We start from the raw sequence: 18,850 nt of genomic DNA on the forward strand, positions 1-18,850 counted from the left end.
GCAAGGATGATCAGGGCCTTTTGTTTGCACGGCCCTGGAGATCTATCGTGACGGCTGATGGCCGATTGTTGTCGGTCAAGAAGAATCTTTTTTTGCTCTTCTGTAGGAGCAGCCGACGCTCGATTGCTCGCGATGGACTTTAACGATGACGCGCAAACTGGATAAGCGTGGCGCACTTGAGCCCATCGCCAGCAATCGAGCGTCGACTGCTCCTACAGTTTCCCGGGATTGCGTGAAGAACCTTTTTTATTGGTTGCCCGGAGCAAGCTCGCTCCTGCAAAGCCCGCCGTGATCGGCCTCTCGAGAGGGCGTGCACCGCAAAAGCACCGCGAGGCGAGCTAACGCTCGGCCTCGTTTTGGTGGTGCATATGTTCCCCTGTAGGAGCTGCCGGAGGCTGCGATCTTTTGATCTTGATCTTCAGTAATCTCCAGATCGCAAAAGCAAAATCAAAAGATCGCAGCCTTCGGCAGCTCCTACAGATATTTGGTTATCTGTGTTCCCCCCCCGGGATTGCTTGGTGTAGCTTTTTTTTTTGGCCGCCTCCACAAATGAGTACAGGCCTATGCTTCTCGAAAAACCGAACGTGATATGACGTGTGTTTTCGCCAATCCGCGATACACCAACCCAGGCCATCCCTCGCCATTTTCAGATCACAGTTGAGTGACTGCACGGGCTTGCCCTCCATTGCATTCGACCTGACCAGTCACTGCCATTGGCAGTGCTTGTTGACAGAGGTGGCAGTGCCGCAACAGGATGGATGGACTCCCAGGAGCCATCATGAAGACCATCCTGCCCACCACAACCAACTCACTCCCACACCCGGATCAATTGCAGTCACTTGTTTCGTTTCTTGAGCACGAACCACATCCGATGATCGTGCTCGATCCGGACTACAACATCCTGGCTGCCAACATCGCCTATCAGCGGCAGTTTGGCAGCGCTGACAAACCCTTTATCGGCCACAAGTGTTATCAGGTTTCACACCATTACGATGTGCCTTGTGATCAGGCGGGGGAGAACTGTCCGATGAAAAAGGCGCGGGAAATGCGCGGACCGGATCGTGTTTTGCACATTCACCATACGCCTCGTGGTCCGGAGCATGTCGACGTCGAATTGCGCCCGATTCTAGACGAGCACGGTGTTATTACCGCCTACGTGGAGCGTCTCACACTGGTTCGCAGCGCATCGGCGCGACCCAGCAACGAAGGATTGGTTGGCCATTCACCAGCCTTTAACCTAGCCCTGTCGGAGCTGCAGCGAGTGGCACCATCAACGCTTCCGGTACTACTGCTAGGCGAGTCCGGTACGGGCAAAGAACTGTTCGCCCGCGCTGTACATGAAACCAGCGAGCGGGCCACTGGACCCTTTGTAGTCGTTGATTGTTCTGGTTTGACCGAAACGTTATTTGAGAGCGAACTATTCGGCCATGAAAAAGGAGCATTCACCGGTGCCACCGCACGAAAGCCTGGCTTGGTTGAAACGGCCCAAGGCGGCACGTTGTTTCTCGATGAGATTGGTGATGTTCCGCTGGCAATGCAGGTAAAACTCTTGCGCCTGATTGAGTCGGGCACTTATCGCCGCGTCGGCAGTGTTGAGACCCTTCACGCTAACTTCAGGTTAATTGCTGCGACCCACAAACCACTGGAAAAAATGATGGAGAAAGGTGAGTTCAGGCAGGACCTGTACTACCGCATCAGCGCTTTTCCAATTCAGTTACCACCCTTGCGCAACCGAGTTGAAGACATTGGTTTGCTGGTGAACTCATTTCTACAACGTGCCAGTACCGGCAAACGCCGGCTGACGATAGAAGCTGATGCCCTGATGCAATTGCAGTGTTTTGCCTGGCCGGGCAACATCCGTGAACTACGCAATGTTCTAGAAAGAGCGAGCCTGTTTGCTGACGATGGTGTGATCCGCTCCATACATTTACCTCAGGCATCCGTCGTGATGGCGGCTCAGGCCTCTACTTCCAATCTTTTCGATGGCAGTACGCTGGAACAGGCACTTGCTACTTTTATAGGTACCCGCAGTGAGCTTGCCAGGCACATGGGTATCAGCGAGCGTACTTTGTACAGACGACTGAAAGTACAAGGTTTGGTGTAGTAGCTAGCGCTCACGCTGCACGACTGCCAATGACTGCCAATGACTGCCATCCTGGCAGCGTATTAACCTGCCAAGGCATCCCGCGTCTTGGCGGTCTGCTATTTAAGTAATTGTTATCAAAAGATAAAAACAAAATATCACCTCCTGGTATGGCGTGTGCTTACCGCATAACCATGACCACTCCTGACAAGCGACTGCGCCGCCACCAATCTCAGTTTCTCGGAATGGTCCAGTGTGTTTGGTAACGCCAGGATCACCGCTGCGTATTTACCCGAACCTAAAAAAATAAAAACAGGTGTCTCTATGCTTCTCGACCATGCGTTGTTAATCGATGCCAGTGGTATGCCGATACGTCAGCACCATAAAAGTTATTCAACCGAATGGGATGAAATCAGCGACTGGTCGAGCCGCGTTTATATGCCCTATCGTGTGTCCCCTAAAGGGCATGCAATCAAGCCCCACGCAACCATGCATTCATCCAGGATTGGCGAGTTGACGCTGAGTCGTTTTGCCTATGGCGTGGCGGTGAGCGTCGATGATTTTTCGCCAGAAGCCGGGAATGCACTTTTGCTCACGACCATTCGCGGCAATGCCCGGCACTGGGCGCAGCGTTCTGTCACTGAAGATACGGCTGCGGGAGGATCCTTCATTGCCGATTGCAGTCGTGTCGATTACCGGATCGACCTTGACCCGGATCACTTGCAGCTGAATCTGACTATTCCTCATGGGATTTTGGAGCAGATGGCACAGCAGTGGTTTGGATTCGTGCCCGATGATCAGTTCTGGAGACACAAGTGCGTCATTGGCGGCGTTGGTTCGAGCTGGCTAAGTCTGCTGGAGTACACGGTTCGTTGTGTGGCGGAGGCACCCGAACACATGGCTAAAGGGCGTATGGGGGCTCACCTGGAGCAAAGTCTTTGCGTTCATCTGCTGCAAGAGTGGGCTGGCCGCGCCGCGCAAGCCGGGTTTGATTTCAGTAGTCCCATGAATCGGATTGCACCCCGTTACGTCAGGGCTGCCGAAGAGTTCATGAGTGCCAATGCCGCGAGCCTGCCGACGATGGCAGAGGTTGCCAGTGCGGTCGGGACCAGTGTGCGGGCATTGAGTGGTGCCTTCTCACGATTTCGCGGTATGACGCCTGGCGCATTCTTGCGCGAGCAGCGATTGCAGGGGGCGCGGCGCGATTTATTGGCGACGGATCCGGAGTCGGGCACGACCGTTTCGGCTATCGCCTTTCGCTGGGGATATCTGAATCTGGGTGAGTTTGCGGGGGGCTATCGCAAGCGTTTCAGCGAGTTACCCTCCCAAACCTTGCGACGCCGGCTGCGTTAGCGATTTGACGCAGGACAAGGGCACCGAGAGCTGTGTCGAAGCTGCTCTCGGTGCCCAGGAATCCAGTCATTTGCTGCGGATCAGAACACCCACAACAGCCGTAGGTTAACCCGCTGCTTTTCCTTGAAACCGTTGTCGACCGAGACGTCCTGGCCGTAATTGACCAAGGCCTGGAAGGCAGGGGTCAACCAGTATGATCCCCCGACACGGAACTTACTGGTGTTGGGTTCATCGTTCTGATCCTGTCCGTCAAGGCGTGTCTCACCACCCCAGAGTTGAGACGCACCGACATGCACCGACAGCTTGGGAGTCACGGCGTACCTCAGGTAGGTCTGGGCTTGCCATTGGGGCTTTTGGCGCAATGTCAGACCTTGACTCGAGAAGTCGTCATTTTTGCCAAACAAGGTCACATCAGCGGTGAGGTCCAGGGAAAAATTTTCAGTGAGACCGGTCACATACCCCGTCTGCAATATCATCTTCCAACGGTTTTCACCAAGGTTGAGTGCATCGTTTCGGTCATAGTTACCGGTCGGCACGTAAAGGTAGGGCGCAATGCCCCAGTAACGGTTCTTTGCCGGGTCATTCACCAGCCACAGGGTGGACGCCAGGATCAGATCACCCACGCCACTGGTTTGTCCCAACGAGTCGTTATCGCGTGTTCCTTCCAGGCGACCGAAGGGCAACAGGAATTGCGAATTGACGGTGTAGTCACCCAGTTGTTGGTAATTTGCGACTCGCAGTATGCCGATATCCGAGTCGAGCCCGGCTTTGACCGCAACCTTGTGACCATCACTGTAAAGCGAGCGCCGCTGCGCATGTTGCAGGTAGAGCAAGCCGATATTGCTGCCGGCTGGCAGCGCAGCAGCGTATTCGCCGGCATCCACATCGACGGCCTGGGCGGTGCCCGCCAGCGTGGCCATCACGAGACCGGCACCAATCGTTGAAGTGTCAAACGCGCATACCAAGGATCGAACGCGCGCAGGAGTACGTATGGAGAGCTCCATGAGTCACCTTTTTTGTTTTTGTTGGTTTTCAGAGAGGGAACAGTTTTTTGCACCATCGCCTGGAGCCCCTGGCGGGCTCTCATAGGACTTAAGGCGAATCAGCTACTGGCTTGGTTGATCAGATGGCGGTAGGCCGCTGTTTCGAAATCCAGATAAGCGTTGACCGAAACAGGGTCTGCGAAGGGCAATACCTGGGTGGCCCAAAAACCACCGATGCCGTTCTTGCGGTCGATCCAATAGTAAAGATTGGCCAATCCGGCCCAAGCCAAAGAGCCCGCAGGTCGGCCGGTGGGGGCGTCTTGTTCGTTGATCATGAAACTCAACGCCCATGACTTGGGCATGCCCGGGAAAAACTCCGCGGTGTTGGAGATGCTTGGAATAACGCCAGGAAGGGCTTTGACTTTCAGATTTTCAAGGCCGTTTTTTTCAGCGAAGCGAATCGTTTCCGGTTTCAGAATCCGTCCATGATCACCCTGCCCATCGTTAAGCCAGGCACGGATAAACAGGCAATAATCCTTCACAGTCGAAAACAGGCCATGACCGCCCATGTGCACTTCGGGCTCCTGCGAAACAATGGAGTCCTCGATTGCCGTCAGCGATCCATCCTCTTCCCGCTGATGCATGCCAGCCCGTCGCTGGAGCATCGACGGGGTCATGGTAAACCCGGTATCGGTCATGCCCAGTGGCTCGAAAATACGCTGTCGCATAACGTCACCCAGACGTTTGCCAGTAATGGCCTCCACCACCAGGCCGGCCCAATCCATACTGGAGCCGTATTCCCACTGTTCGCCGGGCTCAAACAGCAAGGGTGTTTTCAGTGCTGCCAGCGACCCGCCGATGACGCTGGGTTGTCCTTGTTCCTGAACCAGTCTGTTGTAGTTTTCGTTGAAGAACTCATAACCAAAGCCTGCCGTGTGAAGCAGAAGCATTCGAGTGGTGATGTGTTTTTTGGGGGCGCGAAGCCGTGGGGTGCCGTCGCTATCAAACCCTTCGAGCACCTTCAGTTCGCCGATCATCGGTACATAGGTCTTGGCAGGCGCATCGAGATCGAGTCGACCTTCTTCGACCAACTGCAGTACTGCTGTGGCGGTTATCGCTTTCGTCGTGGAATACATGGCGAAAACACTGTCGGTCGTCATTGCACCTGCTTGACCGGACATTCGTTGTCCCGATGCACCCTCGTAGAGCAAACCGTCGCGCCCGGTTATTGCTGCGACCACGCCTGGGACGCGTTGCTGTCCAGCCGTGACAGTATCGAGCAAGTGGTTGAGTGATGATGTAAAACCTGGATTCATTTTTTTATTCTCCTTAAACCCAACCTATAGTCCGCTCGGCTAGAGCCTATGGCGGGGCAGTGGTAGGACTGACTGGGCCGACGTCAAGTGATGAACGTCGGGCCAGTGGAGAGTACGAAAATGGAATCAGAGCGTTTGTCGGCTGCCGGCAGAGGATGTCGGAATCAGGCACTTATTCAAGTACCGCGCAGGTGGGTGCTGTTCGTTTGTATGAGCAGATGGCCCTGCTGAGCCTGCAGCGCCCTGGCAGTTATCGGTTGTACACGGCCCATCGCCTGACCCTGGTGCAGATGATCCGCACGGCCCAGGCGGTGGGGTTCACGCTGGGACGGCGGAACCTGAGATGGACAAGACAGGGTAGGGGTTGCCCCAAGGGACAGAGTCAAGCGCTGGCATCAGGCCCCGGCACTTCAAGATCATCGTTTTTGTGCAATCACACCACCCATGTATTGATTCAAATCGCGCAGGTCCTTAACGCTCCATGCGTGCGGCGATAGCTTTACGCCATTCTCACGCAAGGTTCCTGGAATCAAGTCGCCATTTGGGCGAAGTATTATCGAAGAGACAATCACGCCCGGATAATCATTCAATCGCTTTTTGAAAGCGGACGTTGTCAGATCAGGCGTAGGTGGATTGCTTTTATTGGCCAGTGGTCCTGTTGCCTTGAGATCTGTTCCGTGGCACATGCTGCATCGCTGTAGATAGAGATTTTTTCCATTGGCATTCTCCGCGAAGGCCAGTGAAGTTTGAGTCAGCGATAAAATTCCCAGCGAAGCGATGAACAGTATTTTCATTGTTTTTTATCTTCCTTGATGGGCTCAGCGTCGATCGGACGCGATCTGGTGCGCGGGAAAGATATCAGCCGTCGCGTCGGCCCCCAAGCGGTCTGATCGACCCTTGGCTTGGGTCGATCGGCGATGAGTACGGCATCGAAACCCAAATCGCGGGCAGCACGGCAAGTACTGTCTACGCAGTATCCCCGGGATGAAAGTCGTGTCATGCCTGTTCTCAGGCCCGATTGTGTGTCCCGGGCCGAGCGGCCAATTGCGAGCGGGGCGTCAAGATGGCCAAGGCAACCGTCACCATGAAGAGCGCCGGCACGTCACCTGCCAAGTGCCCCATTTGCCCCGGCTGGGTGACCGTCTGGACGGCCATGATTGCTGCGTGTACGGCGCTGGACCACACGGTGAACCAGATCAGGCTCAGATGGGCTAATGGATCACGTGCGGCCAGGATCAAGAACACGCCAAGTGTGGCGTAGATGCCAACGATCATCATCGGGTAGTCCGAGTGACCGACGTGCCAGGCCCAGCCGGACGGCCAGAACAACATGAGTGGGTAGAGAGCAAGGCAGGCGAGGCCAGCCAAAACCAGGGCGACACGCAAATACCTGAGGCGATCGACTAAGGTCATGGCTGACTTCCTCATTGGGCCTGACTCTAATTTGACCCCAAGTGGGGTAACAACGCCTTTACGGGCTTGATGGATAACAATCTGCTCAATCAGTTCCGGCAGTAGACAAGCATAGGCCTCGTTGCTTGGTGGTGCACGTGTGCCCCTGTAGGAGCTGCCGGAGGCTGCGATCTTTTGATCTTGCTTTTGCGATCTGGAGATTGCTGAGGATCAAAAGATCGCAGCCTTCGGCAGCTCCTACAGATATTTCGTTATCTGTGTTCCCCCGGGATTCCGTGAAGAACCTTAGTTAACCAACACCTCGTCCAGTGCCTGCTCGAGGGTGCTGACCGTGCGCTCGATGTTGTGCAGCTTTTCGAGTCCGAACAGGCCGATGCGGAAGGTCTGGAAGTCGGCCGGTTCGTCGCATTGCAACGGCACTCCGGCGGCGATCTGCAGGCCGTGGTCGGCAAATTTCCTGCCGCTCTTGATGTCGGCATCGTCGGTGTAGCTCACCACTACGCCAGGGGCCTGAAAGCCGGCTGCGGCCACGCTTTTGATGCCTTTGCCGGTCAACATTGCGCGCACCCGGTCGCCCAGCGCCTGTTGTTCGCTGCGGACCTTGTCGAACCCGTAGGCTTGCGTCTCTTTCATCACTTCGTTGAATCGCGCGAGGGAATCGCTGGGCATGGTCGCATGGTAGGCATGTCCACCCTGTTCGTAGGCCTGCATGATCTGCAGCCACTTTTTCAGGTCGCAGGCGAAGCTGCTGCTTTGCGTCTGTTCGATGCGCCCGAGGGCCAGGGAACTGAACATCACCAGGGCGCAGCAAGGGGAGGCGCTCCAGCCTTTCTGCGGTGCGCTGATCAGCAGGTCGACTGCGCATTTGTGCATATCAACCCAAATGGTGCCTGAGGCGATGCAGTCCAGCACGAACAGGCCACCCACCGCATGCACGGCGTCGCCGACGGCCCGCAGGTACTCGTCGGGCAGGATAATCCCCGATGAGGTTTCAACGTGGGGGGCGAAGACTATCTGCGGCTTGTGCGCCGCAATGGCTGCCAGCACTTCGTCCAGAGGAGGTGGGGCGTAGGCCGCCTGGCGACCCGTGTCGACCGGTCGGGCTTTCAGCACCGTGGTGGCCGCCGGGATGTTGCCCATCTCAAGGATCTGGCTCCAGCGATAACTGAACCAGCCGTTGCGTATCACCAGGCATGGCTGGTCGGTGGCAAACTGTCGCGCCACCGCTTCCATGCCGAATGTGCCGCTGCCCGGGACCACCGCAACAGCCTGGGCGTTGTAGACCTGTTTCAGGGTCGTGGAAATGTTCTTCATCACGCCTTGAAATGACTGCGACATGTGGTTGAGCGAGCGGTCGGTGTAGACCACTGAGTACTCGACCAGCCCCTCGGGATCGATATCGGGATATAGCTTTGACATGGGGTGACTCCTTTGGCAGGGATCTCAGTGGTATCGACCCTGCCCTAAGCCTTGGCAAATGACAAGATTGCCCGGGATTGAATGGCGACTTCTGTCGAGCGGTTGGCATCATCAGGTCGATTGCCGGGCGTAGTAATGCTCGCAGGTGGCGGTTGAGTTATGGGGGAGTGGGCCTTGAAGTGTGCCTCAGAGATCAGGACCAGCATTGGTCTCGCTGCGGGCGCGCCCCTGCATCGCTCGCCTGCAGTCCTTAAAATAGCCTGGTGATTTCATTCAGGATCCGATCCTGGGTTTGAGTACTTGGCCTGTGGCGATAAGCTACTGCGAGAAAGGCAACGCCTTCGTAGTCGCAGCGAATCGAAAAAGTCATGCCTTCACGCAACCCATAGACTGATCTTTCTCCTGCTTCAACAAAATATCTCGCTTTCGTAAGAGCCGCTCTGGCGTGCTGCAGGCAACCCGTTTGGCTAAGTGAGTGTTGTAGCCAACTGGTTGTGATTCGCACAGACGACGTCTCGCTGTCATCGACAGGTGGTCGAACAATTTCTTTATTCGCTGCAGTCATGTTCTCGTCGCTGGTGCAAGCGGTCAGCCCCATTGAGATAACACCCAGTAGAAAACCAAGGCGAACGCTTGAATGCTTGAGTGGATTTCGCATGGTGGGGCGTACCTGTGATGATCTGCAATGAATGAAGTGTCAGGCCGCACTTGCCGGTTTCCGTGCTGCCCTCAGGACTGCGGGTCGAACCCGAAGACGCGCAGTTCCTGGTCGCAGCGACAGGCCTTGGCGATGCGCGCTGCCCACGCTATGGCTTCATCGCGCGAAGGCAGTTCCAGCACGGTGAAGCCGCCGTCGAGCGTGGGCGCCCAAGGATAGCCGCCCATTGCAACCGCGCCGTCGGCAGAGACCAGTACGGGCGGTACGTCGTTGTCGATTCCGCCGCCGAAGACGTAGACACCGGCGGTTTTCGCCTCATCAATCACAGCGTGTGAGTCGCGGCGCACCGCTTCCCATTCGCCATCGGGCACAACCATTGCCGCGCTTGGAAAAGAGATCAGGTATTTGGCCACGGTGCTTCTTCCAGGAATTGATGGCAGTCGTGATGCCTGCGGGCGGCCTGCACCGTCCAATGGACTCGCTGGCTGCTCGGGTAAGCGTTTAAAGGCTAGCGCATTGGGCCACCGCAAGGCTGCCGCTCGTCGGCGACAGTGTCTGGCCGAAAGCTGCCCGTAGCGAAGGGAGGGGCGGCATGCCTGGCGATATGGTCTGGCAGCGGTTCGAAACTAAAAATGACAAAAACGTCAATATTGAAATATTCATCAATATTGCATACCTTGACCCTGCCTGACGCTGAGACCTGTGCGCCTCACGACTTCAATCACAACAAGGGCTCGAGATGAACAACAACAAGAAAGTTTGCGAATTGCCTTCCTCCACCGTCGATGTACTGATCGTCGGTAACGGTCCGGTAGGGGCGACAGTCGCGGCGCTGCTCGGCCGCTACGGGGTTACGACCCTGGTGCTGGACAAGCTCCATGAAATCGTACTGATGCCCCGTGCCATTGCTCTGGACAACGAGGCCCTGCGCATCCTGCAACTCGCCGGATTGTCGGAGGACGCTTTCGAAAAGATCGCTATCCCAGAAGTGAGGATGCACTCTCCGGTCCTCGGGCAATTCGGTCGAGCCGATACTCAAGGGTGCATCGATGGCCACCCCAAGCTTGTGACGTTCTATCAACCCGACCTCGAACGAGCGATGCGTGGCCAGGTTTCCCGACTCAAATCAGTGACCAGCCTGGGTGGTTTCGAGCTGGAGAGTCTGGTCGAGGAAGCGGACGGCGTGGTCGCCACCGTACGGGATGAAAATGGGCAGTCGCATGCCGTTCGCGCCCAGTACCTGATCGGTGCGGATGGCGCCAGCTCCAGGGTCAGGGCACTGATCGGCCAGGAGTTCGAAGGACAAACCTATGCAGAGGATTGGTTGATTGTCGATGCCAGGAACCGGCATCAGTCAGCCATTGATCACATCGAGTTTATCTGTGACCCGCGGCGGCCCACGCCGCACATGCCCGCCCCCGGTGGCAGGGAGCGTTGGGAATTCATGCTGCAGCCCGGTGAATGCCGGGAGGAACTGGAAAGCCCGGAAAGCATCGCGCGGCTCATTGCGCCATGGGTCAATCCGCAGGAACTGGAAATCGAGCGCAAGGCGGTCTATCGATTCCACGCGCGTTGCTGCAATAGATTCAGCAAGGGACGTACTTTCCTCGTCGGCGACGCCGCACACATCACCCCTCCTTTTGTGGGGCAAGGTCTCGTAGCGGGCCTGCGTGATGGTGCCAACCTGGCCTGGAAGCTGGCTTGGGTTCTTCGTGGTCACGCCGCGCCTGCGATACTCGATACCTATGATGCAGAGCGCCGCCCGCATGCCCAGGCGATGATCAACCTGGCAAAACTCATGGGCCGCCTGGTGATGCCCAAGAACAGGATCGCCGCATTCTTCATCCACGGCCTGATGCGCACGCTGGCGTTGACCCCCGCGACCAGAAGGTACTTCGAGCAGTTGGACATCAAGCCGAAAAACACCTTCAAGCACGGCCTGTTCGTGCAGCACCGCAGGGGTGACAAGCTGGTACGTGGCAGCCTGTTTCCCCAAGCCTGGGTGCGCACCCTGCAAAAGCAGATCAAGCTGAGCGACGACGCACTGGGAGACAACCTGACCCTGGTTGGATTCGGTGTTGACCCGCTGTCGCTGCTCTCCACTGATCAGATCGTGGCCTGGGAAAAGATGGGGGGCCACTTCCTGGAGGTCAGACCCCGCGGCCAACGTTCCGACGGCCGTTGTGACTTCATCGAAGACATGAACCATGACATCCTGCCGCTGGCTGCAAAAGGAACACTGGTCGCCGTTCGTCCTGACCGTATCATCATGCACCACGCCCCTGGCACAGAGGCCAGCAGACTCCTTCGAGACTGCCGGAGCCTGCTGATGAGTGATGACGCCACGCCTGACCGCGTTTCCATTACTATCAACGAGCCCACCCGATTGCGAGCTTGATCATGCCTTCCCCCACACTTTCGTTAGACGATGCCGCGCCCCAACCGCTTACCAGGGGCTACAAGAAGCGTGAGCGCACCCGTCGCGGCCTGGTGGACGCGGCATTGCGTCTGGTTGCACGCAAAGAGGTGGGGGAGATCGCACTGTTGGAGGTGGCCGCGGAAGCGGAGGTATCCAACGGGACCATCTACAACTATTTCCGCACGCGCGACGAAGTGCTGGAGGCGGTGGGCATCGCCATGGCCGCCGAGTTCTCTGACGTCATTTCCGAGTTGACCTCGGACGTGCAGTGCGGTGCGCAGCGGCTTTCGATTGGCGTTCGCATGTTTATCTGTCGGGCCGCTACCGATCATCAATGGGCAAATGCGCTGCTGCGCATCATCCATTTCGATCAGGCAATGCGCTCGCGCCTGGCTACCCATGTCCTTGACGATTTGCGCGAGGGGCTGCGTGCGGGCACTTTCGCCTACGTGGACGAAGGCGTTGCCCTGGACATGGTCTTGTCATGCACCACTGGAGCCATGCGCGCGGTTGTCGAGGGCCGTGCAGCGGTGGAGCACGATCTGCGGGTCAGCGAAATGATTCTCCAGGCGCTGGGCGCAACACCTGGCAGAGCCAGGAAAATTACCAGCAAGCCGCTTCCCGCCTGATCGGATGTCATCCCGACGTTGCCAGTGACTATCGGGCCGAGAGCTGCCCGAAAAAATACTGAACATGCATGTTCATTTGCGTGCTGTGCGAAGAGCTCATTTTTAGCCTTCTGTGGCTTCTCACGCTCTTTTTTCAAGAGATATAACGCTTTTTATCGGGATTAACGGATTTAATTCAAAAACCACTGTTGACGTCAATTGAGCACGCGTGTTCAATTGACGTCATAGAGGTAATCCTGGAGAGAGAACCGTGGAATCCCTGAATCCAACGCAACGCCGCCTTCATCAAGCCGCTTTTCGCCTGTTCGCTGAACGAGGTACCTCGCAAGTGAACATCCTGGACCTTGCACAAGCGGCCGGCGTGGCGCGCGGAACGGTCTATAGCAACATCGACAACATGGAAAGCCTGTTCGAGGCAGTTGCCGGGCAGCTTGCGGCGGAGATGCATGAGCGCGTCAGCAAGAGCTTCAACTCCCTGTCCGATCCCGCTCAGCGCCTTGCCAATGGCATCCGGTTCTTCATCCGTCGAGCGCATGAGGACTCCCAATGGGGGGCCTTTATCCATAAGTTCGCCATGAGCAACCCGGCATTGCGCGAAATGTTCAGCGGCCAGGCGACGACCGATCTTCTGAACGGACTTTCCAGTGGGCGCTACACCTTTCGCCAGGAGCAACTGCTCTCGATACTCACGCTGATATCGAGTAGCGTCCTCGGCTCTATTTTCCTGGTGCTGGAAGGGCATAGAACCTGGCGCGAAGCCGGCTCTGACACGGCTGAGCTGGTGCTGCGGGCACTGGGCATTCCACCGCAAGAGGCTCGTGCACTGTCAACCTCGGAGTTGCCGGTACTGCCGTCTCCAGACTGATCACCTAACCCACTCGACCCGATAACACCCCCTGATTTTTCAGGGGACGGGACAGCTTTGCCCTAAAAAACCGGGAAACAAGAACAATGACCCACAAAAAAGCACCGCACCGGCTGGCGACTCCGCAACCGGCCCGGCATCCGCAGCCGACAGTGAAGGCGCAGGATCTGACGCACCTGATCTTTCAACGGCCGGACTTGAACCAGGCGGCGCGCTTCCTGACGGACTTCGGCCTGACGGTAGCTCAGCAGGATGCCGATACGCTCTATCTACGCGCTGCTGAAGCAAGCTCCTACTGCTATCGCGTCCAGCGTGCCGAGCAGGCACGGTTTGTCGGGTTCGGATTGGCTGTCGAGTCTCTCGACGATCTGGAAAAACTGACCCGGATCCCGGGTGCGTCATCGATCGAGAAGTCGGAACATCCTGGAGGCGGGTATTGCGTCCATCTGAAGGATCCTTCCGGTTTCATCGTGGAAGCTGTTTTCGACCGGACGCCAGCCAGACCTCTGGTACACAGGGCGCCTCTATCCTGGAACCTGGCGCAGCAGCAACCGCGAATCAACGCCACACAACGCCCGCCGATGGCTCCGCCTGAGGTACTCAAACTCGGTCATATCGTGATTGAAGTGGCCGACTACCAGTCGACCTGTGCCTGGTACACCCGGCATTTCGGATTTATTCCCAGCGATGTGCAGGTACTGCCCGACGGCTCGCCTATCGTCGCCTTCATGCGCCTTGACCTCGGCGAAACGCCCGCCGCACACCATACGCTCGCGATAGCGCAGGGGTTCATGGCTGCCTATAGCCATAGTGCCTATGAAGTCGTCGATGCAGATGCGGTGGGCATGGGGCAGCGCGTCCTGCGGGAGCAGGGGTGGGAACACGCCTGGGGGATCGGCCGGCACATCCTGGGCAGTCAGATCTTCGATTACTGGCAAGACCCATGGGGCGACAAGCACGAGCATTACTGCGACGGGGATGTGTTCACGGCCACTCGGCCTACGGGCATCCATCCCGTGAGCCCGGAAGCAATGGCGCAGTGGGGGCAGCGCATGCCCAAGCGTTTCACAAAACCCAAGATGAGCTTGAGCAATGTGCGAGCGCTGGTCCGCAACCTGCGACGCAGCCCGGACTTGACGATTCGCAAGTTGATCACGCTGATGCGGATGTTCGGGTAGAGCGGCCGCCATGTCGGGCATCGCTACACGGTATGGCCGGCGAGACCTACTCAAAGCCGGAGCCTTGATCGCCAGCGGCTCGTTGATCTACCGCGTCGCCAGCCCACTCTCAGAACAACACCACAGTTCTCGCGCCATCGAGCGCGGGACAAACGCTGCCCCAGGAGTACCTTCAATGTCCGCTGTACACGTCGTCCGCTTTGAGTTTGAGAACGGTATCCACTGGGGCGTGCTGCGCCAAGACCGTATCACGATTGTCCCGGGCACTTTTGAGACCACGGGTGACTTCATCTGCCAGAACAGTATCGACGACCTCGCAAAACTCGAAGGTACGCAGTTGGAGGCGCACGAAGTGAAGCTGCTGTCGCCGGTCACCCGCAACCAACAGTTCGTCTGCCAGGGGGCCAACTACCGGCAGCACATGATCGAGTCGGGCATGGACCCGGATGCGAAGAAATACAACATGATGTTCACCAAGGCGAGCAGCTGCCTGGTGGCCGCAGACAGTGTCCTGATCAAGCCGCGCACCGTGCGCTTCCTTGACTATGAGATCGAGCTCGGGCTGGTGATGAAACGCGCAATCAGCGGCGCAGTGACCGTCAATGACGCCAACCTGCATGAGTTCGTTGCAGGTGTGGTCATTGTCAACGACTACTCGGCTCGCGACATCCAGATCCCGCAGATGCAGTTCTACAAGGGCAAGAGCTTCCGTACTTTTGGTCCGGTCGGCCCGTATCTCAGCCTGCTGGATGCCCAGGGCATGCATTACCTGAAAGCCCTGCAGTTGCGCCTGACGGTCAACGGCGAAGTCCGACAAAGCGACAGCACGGCCAACCTGGTGTATGGCCCCGCTGAAACTCTGACCGAACTCTCCACCGTCCAGGATCTCGCCCCCGGCGACCTGATCGCCACCGGTACGCCTGCGGGATGCGCACTGACCATCCCTTCGCCGGCCAAACAGCGCATTGCCGCCCTGATGCCGGAAGCCACCAAATGGAAATTTTTCCTCAAGGCGCAGGAAGGGCGGACGCAGTATCTCAAGGCAGGCGACGTGGTCGAGGCGCGTATTCGCAGTGCCGATGGCGTGATCGACCTGGGTGTGCAACGCAACCGAGTCGTAGAGGAGGCCTGAAAATGATGGTGCGATCTCTGAGCGACATTGAACGTATCGAGCAGGTCCCGCTGGCAGAGCGTGGCCTGGCTTCAAGCACTTATGAAGCACTGACCCGGGCAGCCGAGCTTGGCCCCAATGCGCCGGCACTGAGTTTCTTCGCCGACGCTACCCGTTTCAGGAACACCCATCACTGGAGCTATGCCGAACTCGTCGCCGACATCACTCGCGCGGGCAATGCCTTCCATGACCTGGGCATTACCCCGGGGGAAGTGCTGGCCTTCATCCTGCCCAACCTGCCGGAAACCCACTTCACCATCTGGGGTGGTGAAGCGGCCGGTATCGTCATGGCGATCAATCCACTGCAAGAGGCCAAGCAGATAGCGGCCTTGTTGCGGGCCGCGAACGCCAGCGTGGTGGTCACGCTCGCGCCGACTCCGGGCAGCGACCTGTGGCCCAAGCTGGCTTCACAGCTGGATCAACTTCCCCGGATCAAGCACGTCGTTTGGGTTGGCATGGGGCCTTACGTTGATGCAGCTCAGCGTGAATCCCTTGAATCCCTGGCAGAAACAGAACGTGAGTTGCACAAGGGCACCTCGATTCACGAGTTACGCACGCTGATGGACGCTCAGCCAGGCACGCACTTGAAGAGTGCCCGGCTGTTTCGCCCGGAGGATCGTTCCTCTTACTTCTGCACCGGCGGTACCACCGGCCTGCCCAAGATTGCGATGCGTACCCATGGGGCGGAGGTTTTCAATGCGTGGGCCATGGCCATGCACATGCAACCACGCGGCAGTGGTCAGGTCATCTTTTGCGGGTTGCCGCTGTTCCATGTCAATGCACAGCTGGTGACCGGCCTGATGCCTTGGACCCAGGGTGATCATGTCATTCTCGGCACGCCGCAGGGTTATCGCGGTGAGGGTGTGATCCCACGCTTCTGGGAGATGGTTGAGTACTTCGGCATCAACTTCTTTTCCGGCGTTCCAACCGTCTATTCAGCACTGTTGCAAAACGAGCTGGAAGGCCGCGACCTGTCCAGCCTTCGTTATGCCATGTGTGGTGCCGCGCCGATGCCGGTCGAACTTTTCCGGGCGTTCGAAGGCCGGACCGGGGTGAAGATCCTCGAAGGTTATGGACTCACTGAGGGCGCGTGCGTCTCTTCGGTCAACCCGCCCCATGGTGAACGCTACATCGGCTCCATAGGTATACGGATTGCCTATCAGGACATGCGCGCAGTCATGCTCGATGACGCTGGAGAGTATCTGCGCGACGCTGACTCCAACGAAATTGGCGTGATCACCATCACAGGCCCGAACCTGTTCGAGGGCTACGTTGAGGACAGCCATAACCGGGGTCTGTGGATCGAGATCAATGGTCAGCGCTGGCTGAACACGGGCGATCTGGGGCGTCAGGATGAAAATGGCTACTTCTGGCTGACCGGGCGTAAAAAGGAACTGATTATCCGCGGCGGCCACAATATCGATCCCAAGCAAATCGAAGAGGCTCTGCAAGCCCACCCGGCGGTGGCGTTGGCGGCGGCCATCGGCAGCCCGGACGCCTATTCGGGCGAAGTGCCGGTCGCCTACGTGCAACTGCGACCAGGCCACGTCTGCAATATTGAAGAGCTTGAGCAATTTGCTCAGCACCACATCAGTGAGCGGGCGGCCATTCCCAAGCGGATCGAAATCCTCGAAGCACTGCCATTGACGGCCGTTGGCAAAATCTTCAAGCCCGCCTTGCAGCAGCGCGAAGTGACCCGAGTCGTTCGGCAGGAAGTGGAACGCATGTGTCTGAAGGACATTGCGGTCGAGGTCATCCAGCATGAACAACGTGGGTTAGTCGCGTGCATCCGCGCCGGAACAGATCAAGCGTCTTTGGCCCTCCTTCTTGGTCGCTATAGCTTTCAAGTGGAGTGGCTCAAATGATTCCGGCTTCATAAGTTCGGCACCTCGGCCCTGGTAGTTGTCAGACAGGGCCTTTCACAACTTCGCACAACGCCTGCCGGCACTGCCAAGTGCACCGGAAGGCGAAGCTTTGCCTGCGCACCAATCAATAAAAACAATACGAGGTGGGAAATGAAACTGAGCAACCGTGCAACCCCGTGTCTCTCAGCTGTGCGAGAAGTGTCTTCCTGGATCAGGTTCACAGGTGCCGCGGTAATACTCAGCGTTTCAACAAGCGCAAGCGCCAATGGCATTGCCCTTAACGAACAAAGTGCAAGCAGTGCGGGAACTGCGTATGCGGGACGGTCATCTTCCGCGCTGGACGCCAGCACCATCTTTGGCAACCCTGCGGGCTTGACCAAACTGAAGCGTACCGAGATTTCCGGCGGAGCCGCGGTCGTCTCGGTGAGTGACGACATCAGTGATGCGCAAAGCAGTGCCCCGGGAACGAATAAAGGGGATTCGGTACCATTGGGTGTTGTGCCCTTCGCTTACATGTCGACCCCGCTGGACGATCGTTTTTCGATTGGCCTGGGTCTCTATGCTCCGAGCGGTCTGATCAATGATTACGAGAGCAGCTTTCAGGGTCGTTACCATGGTTCCTACAGCACGACCAAGGAAATAACGCTGCAGCCCACCGTTGCCTGGCGGATCAACGATTCCCTATCCATTGGTGGTGGACCGACCATCAACCGTTTCAATGCAAAACTTCAGAACGACCTGGCCACCGGCGCCCTGAACAACGGCGAGGACACACGGGTCACCATCAAAGGCGATGACACCGCACTTGGGTACAACGTCGGCCTCCTGGTTGACTTTACCGAGGCTACCCGTTGGGGGATTAACTATCACTCGAAGGTGGACTATGAACTAAAAGGGCATACCGAGATTTCCGGCTCCCCGAGCGTTGTCCCGCTGGATGGAAATTATGACAACAAGATAGACCTCACGATGCCCGAATCCGTGGACACGTCCATCACCCATCATTTCAACAGTCGCTGGACCGGCTACCTGGGGACCACCTGGAAGCGTTGGAGCCGGATCAAGAAGGTCGAGGCCGTCAACAGCGGCCTTACTCCCCTGGGCCAGGCGGCGGGGCTGGGAAGTGTGACCGAAGAAATGAACTGGCGGGACACCTGGAGCACCGCCGTTGGCGCCTCCTGGCAATGGAACCAACAATGGCTGCTGCGTGCGGGCTACGCCTATGATCCTTCGCCCATCAGAAATGCCGATCGCAGCGTGCGCGTTCCGGTTGGCAATCGCCAGGCCGTGACCCTGGGGGGGGCTTATTCACCGAGTCCGGATCTGACGATAGACTTTGCTTATGGTTATCTCTGGGATTCCAAAGTCTCGGTGAAGCAGTCGAACGACTCCGGTCTTCAACCGCAATACAGTGCCAACTACCGCAATAGTGCCAATGGCATTTCCGTGCAGGCCACCTATCGGTACTAAGCGACATCCGGTTCCTTGCTGTCGGTGC

16 protein-coding genes and 1 pseudogene are annotated in these 18,850 nt (G+C 57.5%); 9 read left to right on the top strand and 8 right to left on the bottom strand.

Annotated features, from left to right (window positions below; all coding sequences use genetic code 11):
• The first annotated feature begins 778 nt into the window (after positions 1-778).
• Together C9422_RS22330 and C9422_RS22335 are read left to right on the top strand one after the other, a co-directional pair.
• On the top strand, positions 779-2,104 hold the full coding sequence (locus tag C9422_RS22330) for a sigma-54-dependent Fis family transcriptional regulator (protein WP_116582175.1): 1,326 nt from the start codon (positions 779-781) through the stop codon (positions 2,102-2,104).
• A 303-nt stretch (positions 2,105-2,407) separates the two neighbouring features.
• A complete protein-coding gene (locus C9422_RS22335) occupies positions 2,408-3,436 on the top strand; it encodes an AraC family transcriptional regulator (RefSeq protein WP_116582176.1) in 1,029 nt (342 codons plus the stop codon).
• An 80-nt stretch (positions 3,437-3,516) separates the two neighbouring features.
• Here the strand turns inward: C9422_RS22335 and C9422_RS22340 are convergent, their stop codons facing one another.
• The 8 genes and pseudogenes from C9422_RS22340 to C9422_RS22375 all read right to left on the bottom strand — a co-directional run bounded on the left by C9422_RS22340 (position 3,517) and on the right by C9422_RS22375 (position 9,638).
• Positions 3,517-4,356: a transporter gene (locus tag C9422_RS22340; protein ID WP_256590016.1), complete on the bottom strand. Its 840-nt coding sequence runs from the start codon at positions 4,354-4,356 to the stop codon at positions 3,517-3,519.
• Between the two features lie 182 nt (positions 4,357-4,538).
• A complete protein-coding gene (locus C9422_RS22345; RefSeq protein WP_116582178.1) occupies positions 4,539-5,735 on the bottom strand; it encodes a serine hydrolase in 1,197 nt (398 codons plus the stop codon).
• A 416-nt stretch (positions 5,736-6,151) separates the two neighbouring features.
• Complete coding sequence (locus C9422_RS22355) at positions 6,152-6,529, bottom strand: c-type cytochrome (RefSeq protein ID WP_116582180.1); 378 nt, start codon at positions 6,527-6,529, stop codon at positions 6,152-6,154.
• A 116-nt stretch (positions 6,530-6,645) separates the two neighbouring features.
• Positions 6,646-6,711 (bottom strand): annotated as a pseudogene (locus tag C9422_RS22360) (cysteine hydrolase); the annotation flags it as partial.
• Positions 6,712-6,743: 32 nt separating this feature from the next.
• Positions 6,744-7,148, bottom strand: a complete 405-nt coding sequence (locus C9422_RS22365) for a DUF6632 domain-containing protein (RefSeq protein ID WP_116582181.1) — start codon at positions 7,146-7,148, stop codon at positions 6,744-6,746.
• Between the two features lie 285 nt (positions 7,149-7,433).
• The gene (locus C9422_RS22370) at positions 7,434-8,567 is read right to left on the bottom strand and encodes an aminotransferase class V-fold PLP-dependent enzyme (protein WP_116582182.1); all 1,134 of its coding nucleotides are present in this window, start codon (positions 8,565-8,567) and stop codon (positions 7,434-7,436) included.
• 250 nt (positions 8,568-8,817) lie between these two features.
• Positions 8,818-9,225 (bottom strand): hypothetical protein, encoded by a 408-nt coding sequence (locus C9422_RS32070; RefSeq protein ID WP_133249029.1) that lies wholly within the window; start codon positions 9,223-9,225, stop codon positions 8,818-8,820.
• Positions 9,226-9,296: 71 nt separating this feature from the next.
• Positions 9,297-9,638: a YciI family protein gene (locus C9422_RS22375; RefSeq protein ID WP_116582183.1), complete on the bottom strand. Its 342-nt coding sequence runs from the start codon at positions 9,636-9,638 to the stop codon at positions 9,297-9,299.
• 326 nt (positions 9,639-9,964) lie between these two features.
• Between C9422_RS22375 and C9422_RS22380 the strand changes: the two genes are divergently transcribed.
• The 7 genes from C9422_RS22380 to C9422_RS22410 all read left to right on the top strand — a co-directional run bounded on the left by C9422_RS22380 (position 9,965) and on the right by C9422_RS22410 (position 18,822).
• Complete coding sequence (locus C9422_RS22380) at positions 9,965-11,623, top strand: bifunctional 3-(3-hydroxy-phenyl)propionate/3-hydroxycinnamic acid hydroxylase (protein WP_116582184.1); 1,659 nt, start codon at positions 9,965-9,967, stop codon at positions 11,621-11,623.
• Positions 11,624-11,625: 2 nt separating this feature from the next.
• Positions 11,626-12,273, top strand: a complete 648-nt coding sequence (locus C9422_RS22385) for a TetR/AcrR family transcriptional regulator (protein WP_116582185.1) — start codon at positions 11,626-11,628, stop codon at positions 12,271-12,273.
• A 250-nt stretch (positions 12,274-12,523) separates the two neighbouring features.
• The gene (locus C9422_RS22390; protein WP_116582186.1) at positions 12,524-13,138 is read left to right on the top strand and encodes a TetR/AcrR family transcriptional regulator; all 615 of its coding nucleotides are present in this window, start codon (positions 12,524-12,526) and stop codon (positions 13,136-13,138) included.
• A gap of 86 nt (positions 13,139-13,224) precedes the next feature.
• Positions 13,225-14,316, top strand: a complete 1,092-nt coding sequence (locus C9422_RS22395; protein WP_116582187.1) for a VOC family protein — start codon at positions 13,225-13,227, stop codon at positions 14,314-14,316.
• A gap of 175 nt (positions 14,317-14,491) precedes the next feature.
• A complete protein-coding gene (locus C9422_RS22400) occupies positions 14,492-15,448 on the top strand; it encodes a fumarylacetoacetate hydrolase family protein (protein WP_116582188.1) in 957 nt (318 codons plus the stop codon).
• 2 nt (positions 15,449-15,450) lie between these two features.
• Positions 15,451-17,352: an acyl-CoA synthetase gene (locus C9422_RS22405; RefSeq protein WP_116582189.1), complete on the top strand. Its 1,902-nt coding sequence runs from the start codon at positions 15,451-15,453 to the stop codon at positions 17,350-17,352.
• A 150-nt stretch (positions 17,353-17,502) separates the two neighbouring features.
• A complete protein-coding gene (locus C9422_RS22410; protein WP_116582190.1) occupies positions 17,503-18,822 on the top strand; it encodes an OmpP1/FadL family transporter in 1,320 nt (439 codons plus the stop codon).
• Positions 18,823-18,850: the final 28 nt, after the last annotated feature.

Origin of the sequence: Pseudomonas sp. B1(2018) (assembly GCF_003097365.1) — a bacterium.
GTDB lineage: Bacteria > Pseudomonadota > Gammaproteobacteria > Pseudomonadales > Pseudomonadaceae > Aquipseudomonas > Aquipseudomonas laurylsulfatiphila.